General features: G+C 68.1%; 13 protein-coding genes, 1 tRNA gene and 1 other RNA gene. 5 read left to right on the top strand and 10 right to left on the bottom strand.

Annotated features, from left to right (window positions below):
• Nucleotides 1-23: 23 nt before the first annotated feature.
• From HALNA_RS10160 to HALNA_RS10150, 3 genes are all read left to right on the top strand, one after another.
• Complete coding sequence (locus tag HALNA_RS10160) at nucleotides 24-683, top strand: class I SAM-dependent methyltransferase (protein WP_049936268.1); 660 nt, start codon at nucleotides 24-26, stop codon at nucleotides 681-683.
• A gap of 35 nt (nucleotides 684-718) precedes the next feature.
• Entirely contained in the window at nucleotides 719-1,759 is a 1,041-nt protein-coding gene (locus tag HALNA_RS10155; RefSeq protein ID WP_049936267.1) for an NAD(P)/FAD-dependent oxidoreductase, read from the top strand.
• 40 nt (nucleotides 1,760-1,799) lie between these two features.
• Nucleotides 1,800-1,870, top strand: a tRNA-Gly gene (locus HALNA_RS10150).
• A gap of 379 nt (nucleotides 1,871-2,249) precedes the next feature.
• On the opposite strand, the gene HALNA_RS10145 is transcribed toward HALNA_RS10150, so the two are convergent.
• The 5 genes from HALNA_RS10145 to HALNA_RS10135 form a co-directional block, all read right to left on the bottom strand.
• A complete protein-coding gene (locus HALNA_RS10145; protein ID WP_084510153.1) occupies nucleotides 2,250-3,032 on the bottom strand; it encodes a DUF7260 family protein in 783 nt (260 codons plus the stop codon).
• Nucleotide 3,033: 1 nt separating this feature from the next.
• A complete protein-coding gene (locus tag HALNA_RS10140) occupies nucleotides 3,034-3,942 on the bottom strand; it encodes a DUF7551 domain-containing protein (protein WP_049936265.1) in 909 nt (302 codons plus the stop codon).
• 233 nt (nucleotides 3,943-4,175) lie between these two features.
• Nucleotides 4,176-4,307, bottom strand: a complete 132-nt coding sequence (locus HALNA_RS21385) for a hypothetical protein (RefSeq protein ID WP_281172108.1) — start codon at nucleotides 4,305-4,307, stop codon at nucleotides 4,176-4,178.
• Between the two features lie 94 nt (nucleotides 4,308-4,401).
• An RNA gene (gene ffs / locus HALNA_RS19380) (signal recognition particle sRNA) lies at nucleotides 4,402-4,712 on the bottom strand.
• A 148-nt stretch (nucleotides 4,713-4,860) separates the two neighbouring features.
• The gene (locus tag HALNA_RS10135; protein ID WP_049936264.1) at nucleotides 4,861-5,268 is read right to left on the bottom strand and encodes a DUF7548 family protein; all 408 of its coding nucleotides are present in this window, start codon (nucleotides 5,266-5,268) and stop codon (nucleotides 4,861-4,863) included.
• A gap of 96 nt (nucleotides 5,269-5,364) precedes the next feature.
• Here HALNA_RS10135 and HALNA_RS10130 point away from each other — a divergent pair, with 96 nt between their 5' ends.
• Nucleotides 5,365-5,862: a LabA-like NYN domain-containing protein gene (locus HALNA_RS10130; RefSeq protein WP_049938029.1), complete on the top strand. Its 498-nt coding sequence runs from the start codon at nucleotides 5,365-5,367 to the stop codon at nucleotides 5,860-5,862.
• Here the strand turns inward: HALNA_RS10130 and HALNA_RS10125 are convergent.
• A complete protein-coding gene (locus tag HALNA_RS10125; RefSeq protein WP_049936263.1) occupies nucleotides 5,859-6,755 on the bottom strand; it encodes a DUF7847 domain-containing protein in 897 nt (298 codons plus the stop codon). The two genes, HALNA_RS10130 and HALNA_RS10125, sit on opposite strands and share 4 nt — an antisense overlap.
• 91 nt (nucleotides 6,756-6,846) lie before the next feature.
• Between HALNA_RS10125 and HALNA_RS10120 the strand changes: the two genes are divergently transcribed.
• The gene (locus HALNA_RS10120) at nucleotides 6,847-7,305 is read left to right on the top strand and encodes a TIGR00725 family protein (protein WP_049936262.1); all 459 of its coding nucleotides are present in this window, start codon (nucleotides 6,847-6,849) and stop codon (nucleotides 7,303-7,305) included.
• Here HALNA_RS10120 and HALNA_RS10115 read toward each other — a convergent pair.
• The 4 genes from HALNA_RS10115 to HALNA_RS10100 form a co-directional block, all read right to left on the bottom strand.
• The gene (locus tag HALNA_RS10115; RefSeq protein WP_049936261.1) at nucleotides 7,266-7,679 is read right to left on the bottom strand and encodes an SAM-dependent methyltransferase; all 414 of its coding nucleotides are present in this window, start codon (nucleotides 7,677-7,679) and stop codon (nucleotides 7,266-7,268) included. The two genes, HALNA_RS10120 and HALNA_RS10115, sit on opposite strands and share 40 nt — an antisense overlap.
• A 40-nt stretch (nucleotides 7,680-7,719) precedes the next feature.
• Nucleotides 7,720-8,754 carry a diphthamide biosynthesis enzyme Dph2 gene (dph2, locus tag HALNA_RS10110; RefSeq protein ID WP_049936260.1) on the bottom strand — a complete coding sequence of 345 codons (1,035 nt, stop codon included), beginning with the start codon at nucleotides 8,752-8,754 and terminating at the stop codon, nucleotides 7,720-7,722.
• Between the two features lie 48 nt (nucleotides 8,755-8,802).
• Nucleotides 8,803-9,828 carry a hypothetical protein gene (locus HALNA_RS10105; protein ID WP_049936259.1) on the bottom strand — a complete coding sequence of 342 codons (1,026 nt, stop codon included), beginning with the start codon at nucleotides 9,826-9,828 and terminating at the stop codon, nucleotides 8,803-8,805.
• Between the two features lie 121 nt (nucleotides 9,829-9,949).
• Nucleotides 9,950-11,116, bottom strand: a complete 1,167-nt coding sequence (locus tag HALNA_RS10100; protein ID WP_049936258.1) for a tubulin/FtsZ family protein — start codon at nucleotides 11,114-11,116, stop codon at nucleotides 9,950-9,952.
• Nucleotides 11,117-11,138 lie beyond the last annotated feature (22 nt).

The raw sequence follows: 11,138 nt of genomic DNA, 5'->3' as shown, positions 1-11,138 counted from the left end.
CCCCCGGACTACCGAGGGAAGCTATGGATCGGCCAAATCCACGGACGACCTACGACCGCATCGCGGACCACTTCGCCAAGACGCGGGCGTATCCGTGGCCCGAAGTCGAGTCGTTCGTCGCCGACGCCGAGCGGGCCGCCATCGCGCTCGACGTGGGCTGTGGCAACGGGCGCCACGCCGAGGTGCTCGCGACGCGTGCGGACCGCGTCGTCGCCCTCGACGCGAGCCGCGGCCTCCTCGGCACCGCCCGCGAGCGTGGCGCCGACGGCGGGTTCGACGCCGACCTCGTTCAGGGCGACGCCGGAGCGTTGCCCGTCCGGGACGGGCGGGTCGGCCTCGCCGTCTACGTCGCGACGCTCCACCACCTCCGGTCACGGGAGCGACGGATCGCGAGCCTCGGCGAACTCGCGCGCGTCCTCGAACCCGGTGGGCGGGCGCTCGTCGGCGTCTGGAGCACGATCCACGACCGCTTCGACGCGGAGACGGGGTTCGATACGACCGTCGACTGGACGCTCCCGGACGGCGAGACGGTGCCGCGATACTACCACATCTACGATCCCGCGGAGTTCGACCGCGACCTGGCGGCCAGCGCCCTCGCCGTCCACGAGCGGTTCCGGTCGAGTGGGAACTGTTATGCCGTCGTCGGCGCCCGGCGGTCCGGGCATCGGAGCGCACAGACGTAGTACACTTAACCCGCCGGAGCCGTTACGTCACACCGATGACCGACAGCGATCGGACTACGTACGACGTCGCCGTCGTCGGCGGGGGACCGGCCGGCCTGACCGCCGCCCTCTATACGACCCGCCTCGGCCACGACACCGTGATCGTGAACCGCGGCGGTGGTCGGGCCGCGATGATGCAGGACACTCACAACGTCATCGGAATCACCGAGGACGTCTCCGGGGGCGAGTTCCTCCAGACCGCTCAGCAACAGGTGCAGGACTACGGCGCCACCTACCGACGCGGGTTCGTGAGCGACATCGACCGCGCGGACAGTCGCTTCTACCTCACCGTCGACGGCGAGGACGACCTGTTGGTCGAACGAGTCGTCCTCGCGACGGGGTTCAGCGACGCGCGTCCCGACCCGCCGCTCCCACCCACGGGTCGTGGCCTCCACTACTGTCTCCACTGTGACGCCTACATGTTCGTCGACGAGTCGGTGTACGTGATGGGCCACGGCGACAGCGCCGCCTACGTCGCCATGATTATGCTCAACTTCACCGACGAGGTTGACCTGCTCACCCGGGGCGACGAACCGACCTGGAGTGACGAGACCGACCGCATGCTCCGGGCCCATCCCATCGACGTGATCCACGAGGAGATCACGGGCATGAACCGCGGCCCCGACGGCTGGCTGGAGAGTTTCGAGTTCGAGGACGGCCGCGTTCGCGAGTACCGCGGCGGCTTTCCGATGTACGGTTCGGAGTACAACAACGCCCTCGCGGCCGACCTGGGCTGTGACCTGAACGACGACGGCACCGTCGTCGCCGACGACCACGGTCGGACGAGCGTCGACGGCGTCTACGCCGTTGGCGACCTCGTACAGGGACACAACCAGATTCCCGTCGCCATGGGTCAGGGCGCGAAGGCCGGCATCGCCATCCACATGGACCTGCGGCCGTTCCCGCGGAGCGTCGAGGAGATCGAGGCACGGGGCCCGGTCGACGCCGACGAGGTGCCCGGTATCTCGCAGTCGCTGCGGGAGACGGCACGGGCGTTCCGGGAGGCGGAGGCGGCGGAGTCGGCCGCGGACGACTAAACGTAACTGCCTTATCCCCGCATCCTGAATCGGTCGTTGCGCGCCGGTGGTCTAGTGGTAGGACCTGAGCCTTCCAAGCTCATGGCCCGGGTTCAAATCCCGGCCGGCGCATACCGTCTCGAACGGACGTGAGAGACGTGTATGCGCGACGCTGGCGATTTGAGCCCTACCAGTCGCGCGCAGCGACCGTAGGGAGCGAGCACGTCTGGTTTTGGTTCAAATCCCGGCCGGCGCATCCTTTGAGGAACGGGTGTGATGAGCGAATGTATCCCAGCCAGCGGACTCCGACTGCGCTCGCGTCGCTCGTACAGGCCAGTGGACACGATGTCGTCCCACTCGCGACGTGCACTCACGAACCCGCCCGGCACCGGTGACACCGCTCACTCGGACGACTCCGCCGCCGGCTCCGTTTCGGAGTCCGTGTCGTCGTCCGGAGCCCCGAAGAGGCCGACGTAGACACCCGCCCACAGACACCCTCGTCGTCGCCGCATCAGGCCCTCCGTACGAGATGGTCGCGGACGGCTCGTTGACACGACACACACACCGAGTCGAGGCGGGTGGCGGTAGCCAGAACGGGATGGTCGACCGGGAAGTCCTCGTAGAGATAGTGGCCGAGCGAGCGGTGGGAGATCCGCGTTCCCGTGGAGCGCTCTGTGGCTGCCCGGAGGAACGCCTGCCGCCGGTCGGTGAGGTCGGTACACCGGTTGCGGTGTGTCGCGAGCGTCTCGTGTCGCGTCCGGAGCGCGTCGAACCCGAGGCCGGTCAGCGGCGTTTCGTCGGCGTCGAGGAGCCAGTCGGTGACGGTTTCGACGGTCGCTTGGGCGTCGTCGAGGGCGGTCCGTTCGCGTTCGAGCGCCCGGGCCAGGGTCGCGAGTTCGGTCCGCCGGTCGCTCGTGGCCGAGACGATTGCTCGCTTGAGGCCGGGCGAGAACGATCGGTCGGTCGTCGGAGCGAGCGCCACGGCGATCGAGTCGGACAGTTCGGCGCGAACGGTTTCGAGGAGGGGTTCGTCGTCGGCCACGTCGGCGACGCTGTGGGGACGGATCGTGTCGGCGAACGCCTGCCGGACCGCGCGACAGCGGTCGTCGGACTGGCGGGAGCGGGGCGTGCCCGCGGTTACCGTGGCGGCGAGCGGTGGCGGCGATGGGGGCGTCGCCGTGAGATCGGCGATACGGTCGGCAAACGCCTCGACCGCGTCGGCCTTGGCGTCGACCGCCTCGCGTTCGGCACGCACCCGCGTTCGGGCCTGCCGAACGATCGTGTTCACCGCCACGTTACCCCTCGTCGATCGGGGCCGTCGCCAGGCCATCGGGATCGGACGCCTGTCGGAAGACGAACGACACTCGCCACGCGTCGCCGATGTCGACGACACGAATCGACGACAGGGGCCAGTCCGGCCGGCGGCGGTAGAGGTCGACCGCCAGCGGAAGCACGGGCAGTCGGCCGTCGCGAGGTGAGAGCGCGTATCCCGAGAGCCGAACGTCGACGGCTCGTCGTCCGTCGTCGAGGTCGATCGACCACGGGGAGCGGAGATGCGCTCCGACCACCCCGTGGTCTTCGAGGTGGCTGAGTGTCGCCGAAACCGGCTCCGCCGTCGCTGATCGGTGGGACCCGAGACGCGTTGCGGCGGCATCGAGAAGCGCCGCCTGTTCGTCGGCGGTCAGCCTCGCGTCCACGTCCGCCGCTAGCCGTTCGAGCAGTTGAAGACAGAGTCGGTCGGGATCGGTGACGGCGTCCGCGAGGTGGGCGTACGCATCCATAGTCGACGCCTCGACGGCGTCGTGCCCGGCGGCCGATAGGCTCTCGAAGACCGCCGCAGCCACCCGGTGGCAGAACTCGACCAGCGCACGGTTCGACGACTGCGGCGTCGCGGCGTCGAGGACGGGCGTCGAGAGCGTTGCCTCGAACGTTCGATCGGAGGGGACGCCGAGCGAGTCCGACGCGACGACCTGACACACGATCACGTCGTAGTACGGTACGTTCGGATCGTACCGACGGAGGGTCTCTCGGTATCGCTCGACGACGTGGGCGGCCTTCCGGGCGTCGGTGCGCGCCGCGAACCGGCGTCCCGCCGCGGGAACGGGTCGGTCGCCCGTACGCGCACAACGGAGATAGAAGGGCCCGTCGCTGCTCGCGAGGGCGTCGATCCGTTCCCGGAGGTCGCCGAGCGTTCGTCCAACCATCCCTACCTCCCAGCCGTAGCGGATGGGCGGCCGACGGGTCCGGCGTGGATCGTATCGATTGGCATATTGTTTAGGCTAGCCTAAAGAATAAAAGTTTTTTCGGTCGGCCTAAAACGTGACGAGTGCTCGCCCGGACGCGACGGCGGAGTTGGATCGGAGACGATGGGGGGGCGGCCGGTACCGACATCTACGGCCACGGCTGATCGGGTGAGAGCGCCGAGAAACGTCGTCGGTTACTTCAGAACGTACTCGCAGGCGTCGTCTCGGCCGTCGTCACAGAGTCGTTCGAGCGTCCGGCAGGCGTTGTCGCTTCCCTCGCTACACTTCTCGCGGAGTTTCAGGAGTATCGCGTCGTCTCGTACCATGAGTGTTAACCTCATACATGATATCGGTTCGCATGATATTCATATTTTGCTATGAGGCAACGCTGGCCACTGCCGGGGCTCTTGGATGATAGGAATGTGGACAGCGGGATTGCCCGGCGTTCCGGTGCGGGGAATCCCGGTCGCCTCCTCCACCCCGCGATCCTTCGAGCGACTGGCGTTCGGCGGTGGGCTGCTCGCTTCCGCGCCTGGCCCGGTGCCGTCGACGAACCGCGACGGAGCGTCCCTGCGGACGCGCGCCGCGGACCGCTGTCCCCGAAGGACGAGGCTTCCACGTTGGCTCCCGAGGCCCGAACCGGTCTGACCGGACGCCCCCGGGTTCGGTCCCCGCTCAAGACCGTAGTGCGGGTGAAAGAGCAGGGCCTAACTGCCCGACCTAGTCCATCCTACCGTATGCCGGTTCTTCTTAAGGGCCTTTCGACTCGGTGGTCCGTCGGCGCCGGGTTAACCGGGCCGATGCTATCGTCGCGTTTGGAACGGCTCGCACGCCCGATCGAACCTCGTCTGGCGATGGAACGGGCAATACCCGACGACACTAGAGCACCGACCGCGCGTAGAGGGCGGCGGCGGCGGGTATGATCGCCGTCACGGCGACGACGTACCAGCGGTGATCGGTGATCCACGACGCCGGAAACCCGAAGAGGGGCTGGAGCGACACCGACACCGCCCACAGGAGCGCGACGAGGAGGGCAACGACGCCGAGAGCGAGCGAGATACCCGCCGCCGTCGTCGCGTCGGTTCGACCGCGCGCGCCCGCGGAAAAGACCACGACCCCGAGGAGGGCGAAAAAGAGCACCGCGCCGACGCCGAGGGGACCGGCGGCGTAGTACCGCCCGAGTTGGCTCCCCCAGCCGGTCGAGACGAGATAGGGGAGGGCGAGCGTGACGACGACCGCGAGACAGCCGAGGATGCCCAGCGCGGGGGCGGCCTGATCGGTGCGCATACACCGTCCTGTCGCCGCCGCCGGGTTAAATCGCTCGTATCGCCCTGCGGATCGATGAGCAAGGAATTTAGTCGCGCGCCGTCCACTGAGGCCAACGTGACCGAGATACACCAGAATCAGCGCGTCGCGATGCTCGCGGACGCGCAGAACCTCTATCACTCCGCCCAGAGTCTCTACTCCCGAAACATCGACTACTCCGCGCTCCTCTCGAAAGGCGTCTCCGACCGCGAACTCGTGCGCGCCATCGCTTACGTCATCCGCGCCGACTCCCCCGAGGAGGAGCGCTTCTTCGAGGCACTCCAGGAGATCGGCTTCGAGACGAAGATCAAGGACATCAAAACCTTCGGCGACGGCAGCAAAAAAGCCGACTGGGACGTGGGGATCAGCCTCGACGCCGTAACGCTCGCGAACCACGCCGACGTCGTGGTGTTGTGTACCGGCGACGGCGACTTCTCGCGGCTCTGTTCACACCTCCGCCACGAGGGCGTCCGGGTCGAGGTGATGGCCTTCGGCTCCTCGACCGCCGACGAACTCGTCGACGCCGCTGACTCCTTTCTCGACCTCGCGGAGCGCGAGGAGACGTTCCTGCTTTAGTCCCAGTCGTCGTCGAGTACCCGCTCTTCTACCGAGCGCCCGTGTCGCCGGTAAAACGCCGTGGCGTAGGTGTGTCGGAGGGCGAAAAACAGCGTCGTCGTCGCCGCGGAGACGAGAGCGAGCGCAACCACCTCGGGCGTCGAGAGACCGAGCCCCCCGCCGGCGAACAGTTCGGCTAGCTCCGGCGTCCCGTCCGCTCCAGGCCCGCCGGGGCTCATCCCGCCGCCGATGGGGCCGGGGCTGTCCCCCGCACCCGGCCCTGTCGTCAGGAAGCGATAGGCGGCGAAACCGGAGACGGGGAGGGCCGCGAGGCCACCCAGGACGACCGTGATCACACTGTAGCCGAGCGTGCTCACGACGTTGCTCCGGACGAACCCGACGCTCCCGGTGACCGCGTCGGCGGGACCCGCGCCGTCGACGACGACGAGGACGGGGTAAAACTGGATGAGAAAGAGGACGACGAGGTACGCGAGCGCGAGAAGGACCCCGAGGACCGCGCCGAGGATGCCGACCGGACCGACCGATCCCCCGCCGGCGGCGACGACGAGGAGGGCAAGCACGACGAACGCGACGCCGAAGAGCAACTGGATGCCGAACTCGACGAGGGTGCCGAGCAGGAGGTCGACGTACCGGGCCGTCCCCGTCTCGGTGAGCGTCCCGAACGACGCGTCGCCGTCGAGTGCCTCACGGGCCAGTCCGACCACCCCGGCGACGACGAAGGGCGTCATCAAGAAGGTGAGTAACTGGAGCGCGGCGGGCGCGAGCGGAACCGACGCGAGCTGGAGGGCGCGCTGTGGCAGGACGACGAGCGCGTAGACGAGGCCACCGAGGAAGAGGACGGGGTTGCGCGAGAGCGCGTCGACCGCCGTCCGGAGGGACTGAACCGCTGACATACCCAACGAGGGGCGCACCGAACGGATAAAAGTGGTGAGACGACCGGACGGAGGGCCAAAGCTATACCCCGACGCTCGGCGACGACCACCCATGCGCGTCAGCGTCATCGGCGGGAGTCGCATCGACGAACCGACGGCCGAGCGCGCCCGGACGGTCGGTCGCCTGCTCGCAGAGCGGGGGCACGTCGTCGTCTGTGGCGGCCTCGGCGGCGTCATGGAGACGGTCTGTGCGGGGGCTCACGACGCCGGTGGCGAGACGATCGGCATCCTCCCGACGGCGGACCGGAGCGACGCCAACGAGTACGTCGACACCGCGGTGGCGACGGGGCTGGGCCACGCCCGGAACGCGCTCGTGGTCATGAACGGCGACGCGGTCATCGCCATCGACGGCGGTGCGGGGACGCTCTCGGAACTCGGGTTCGCGGGCGTCTTCGACCGGCCCGTGGCGGGCCTGGGAACCCACGACGCGCCCGGCGTCGAAGCCGTCGACACGCCGGGGGACGCCGTCGACTACGTGGAGTCGTCGGCCCCGTCGGCTGCCCAACACTGAACGTCGACGGGGACTTTCAGATCGATCACGGGACTGCCGTCGGCCATGTCGACGCCACGAAGGCGGAGACGGCCGGCCGCTGGGTCGACCGTCTCGACGGCACACTCGGTGATACAGACCGGGTTCGGCCGGGCCGGCGAGCGCGATGTGAAGACGCCGCGGACGGGGTTCCGGTCGAGCGTCAACACCGATCGATCGGCGCGGTCGGCCCACCACACCACCACGATCCGGTCGCCGTCGAAGCCGCTCAGTCCCTCGCGGTACGCGGGGTCGATAGTGACGACGCCCTCGGCCGCGTCGCGAAATCCCTGCCGGGGTGCCTCGCTCGTCGTCTCGAAGGGGGTGGACACGGTGCCGATGGGGTCACACTCCATACCGGAAGGAAGGACAGTGACCTAAAAAGCGTGGCCGCGCTCACCAGGTGCCGTGGAACGTATCGAACGAGAGGGAGTCGAGGGGTTCGTCGCCGACGGCGATGCGGTACTCGCCCGGCGTGAGCATCGGCTTGTGGAACTGCGGGCCGTCGTCGGTCGTGATGCGTGGACAGCCGGTGTTGACGAAGGCGTCCATATCGAAGTTGCGCAGGCGATCCGGCGTCACCTCGTCCATCGTGATGAGGTAGGCGTCGTCGTTGTCGTCGACGATCTCCTCCGCCATGTCCCAGCGGCCCTGCCCGATCTTCGTACAGAAGATGACGCCCCACTTCTCGGCGTCCATCGCGCGGTGGACGGCGCCGTAGCGCTGTTTCATGAACTTCTCCGTGTCCGCGACGGTGACGACGTTGTTGACGGGATCACAGATGACGACTTTCTTGTCTGGATGTTCCATCGCCAGTCCGAGCGGGTGGAACTTCCCGCCGCCGACGTAGAGCACCTGATCGGCGTCGATGTCGGCGGAGGCGTAGTTACAGCCGAGTACCTGACCCTCGTGGGTGAGCCGGTCGTCTCCCTTGCGGGTGTGGACGGTGTAGCCCTCGTCTTCCAGCCACGCCTTCATGTCACCGAAGAGGTTCATGTGCTGGGCCGTCGTGACCAGACCCACGTCGTCCTCGGGGAGTTCCGCGACGGCGTCTTCCATCATCGGGAACGGATCGACGTTCGAGAACAGGGGGACGTAGATGATCTTGTCCGACTCCTTCATCGGCGAGTGGCCGAAGTGGACGAACACGTCCGTCCGGCGCATGAGGTAGGTGTCAAGATCGCAGGCGCCGTAACAGGGCTGGCCCGAGAGCATGTAGGTCACGTCGTCGTCGGTGAGCGCCCGAAGGTCGTCGGCGACGGCGGGGCCGCGACGCTTCAGGCCCTCCGGGAACTGCAGGCCGACCTTCGTGGCGTTGCGCTCCTCGACCGCCTCCACGATGCGGTCGAGTTCGTAGTCCCACTCCCGGTCGTGTTTGAGCGACATCCCCGTATTCCGGAGGTCCCCCTCGGTAGACGCGTCCTGACTCATTATCCACCGTTACCGGCGTGGGAGGTTAAGACCCGCGCTTCGGGGGCGTCAGGTGGACTCCGTGCGACCGGTGATCCCCGCCACCCGCTCGACCGCCTGCGGCGCCAGCCGCTCGGAGTAGCCCGCGGCGAACGCCACGAGCAACAGGAGCGCGGGAGAGAGCGTCCCGCCGTCGACCACGTCGATGATCCCCGCCGTCAGTCCCAGATACAGCGCGACAGCCGAGAGGCTGCCGATGAACACGCGGGCTAACACCACTCCGAGCGGCGTGAAATTCTGGGGAACGTTCGCCGACGTGGCGGTCTTCGATGCCGAGCGCACGCCGAACAGGGACGCGCCGAGCGCACCGACCAGCGGGATGTAGAGCGCAAAGACCGGAAGCGTCACATCCGGCGACACGAAGGGGTTCACCCGCGTCACGCCGGACATGAACGCCGTCAGCGCGACGATGCCGAACCCGAGCAAGTAGCGCAACTGCCGCTGGAGATAGCGTCGCTTCGCGTGGTTTGCCTGATTCGCCTCGTCGACGAGCCGGCGGGCCCACATCACCGCGTGGATCGACGGGTCCCGCCGAACCTGTCCGCTCCGGTCGAGCAGGAGGTCCGAGACGGCCCTTGCCCGCCAGCCGCTCAGGCGCTCGGTCGCCTCGCGGTTGATCTCCATCGCTCGCTCCCGAACCAGCGTCGTCTCCCCGTCGCTCAGTCGGTCACACGCCGCGTAGCCGTAGAGATCGACCCGTCGTGCGGCGTGAAAGCAGACCCACGCCTGATCGACGTGTCCCCGCTGGAGGTTCCGCGACGACTGGTCGAGCAACGCCTCGACGTGCGCCGCGAAGTCCCGGTCGACCGCCGTCGACCCGCCGTCCGACGCCGCTTCGAGCCGATCCAGGTCGTCCAGCAACGCGCCGAACTCCACACAGTACGCCGTCAGCGCGCCGTCGAGACGATCGTACGCTCCGCTACTGCCGCGGTCGTGCCACCAGTTCACTACCCGCGTCTTGATTCCTGGCGTCTCCCGGGGATTGCACCCCTCCGGGAGACGACCGTCCGTCTTGCTCACGTCCCCGTCCCTCATACACCAATACAATGACATTTGAGGGCATAGCCCTTCCCCTCGGACTGATCGTGGTGACTGCGTCCCGGCGGACGCCGGTCCCGTGGTCGACGATAGCCGGGACCGACGACTGACAACCGTGTCAGAACAGGGGATCGAGGTCCCCCTCGTCGCCGTCGCCGCTCCAGGTGAGGTCACGCAACCCTTCGGGCGCCTCGGCCTCGATTTCGCGCATTCGGCGCTGCGTCTCGACGGCGACGCCTTTCAGTTCCTCGATCCGTGGCACGTTGGAGAGCCCCGAGAACAGCACGACGGCTGCGACGTAGTCCGAGTCGAGGGGGTAGTCGCCGCCCCGAACCTCCATGCTCCCTGTCGTCTCCTCGATCCAGCGGCGCGCGCGTTCGATGCCGCGACGGTCCAGATACTCCGGCGGGCCGGCGACGACGAGAAGGGCGCGTTCGGCCCCCGCGAGTTCACAGGGCAGTGTCAGGCGGCCGAGCGCCGCCCGGCGGACCGTCGAGAGCACTCGGTTGGTCGCGTCGCCAACGTCGGGTGCCGGCGTCCGTCGGGCGAACAGGCGCGCCTTCGGGCGATCGACTGCCGTCGCGGCGTAGCCGATCGTCGAGATCCCGCCGCTTCCCAGCGTGTTGATGATCTCGCTGGCGTCGACGACCGACTCGCCGACCGCCTGCCCTTCGCGCACCTCGCCCGCGGAGAAGAGGACGCCCAACCGACGGGCGAGTTCGTCGTTGAGTCGGTCGTAGCCCGTCCGAAGGCTCTCGCCGCCCTCGCGCCAGGCGTCGTTGTCGAACAACAGCAGGTTGTCCACCTGATCGACGAACGTCACGAACGAGCGGGCGGCGTTGAGCGAGTAGATGCTCCCCTCGGTGCGACCGGGGAGGATGCCGAGACCGTAGACGGGTTCGGTGTATCGGCGCCGCAGTTCGCGCGCGATGACGGGTGCCGCGCCGCTTCCCGTCCCGCCCCCGAGGCCGGCGACGACCAGAAAGGCGTCGATGTCGTGGACCGCGACGCCATCGACGGCGCGCATCACCTCGTCCAGATCCTCGCTCGCCACGTCGGCGCCGAGTTCGTTGTCCGCGCCCGTGCCGTGGCCCTTGAGACGGGTGCCGCCGACGAGGATTCGACGGTCGAGCGGCGTCGTTTCGAGGCCGATCAGGTCCGCCCGGGCGGTGTTGACGGCGATGGCGTCGGCGACGAAGCCCACCCCCGTCCGGTCGTCGTACGCCATGATCGCCTCCATCACTTTCCCTCCAGCCTGGCCGACGCCGACGAGCGCGAATTTCATCACCTGACGCGTACGGATGCGG

Origin of the sequence: Haloplanus natans DSM 17983, from assembly GCF_000427685.1 — an archaeon.
Classification (GTDB): Archaea; Halobacteriota; Halobacteria; order Halobacteriales; family Haloferacaceae; genus Haloplanus; species Haloplanus natans.
Note: the sequence above shows the minus strand (reverse complement) of the source record. Positions and strands in the feature narration are given on the sequence as shown.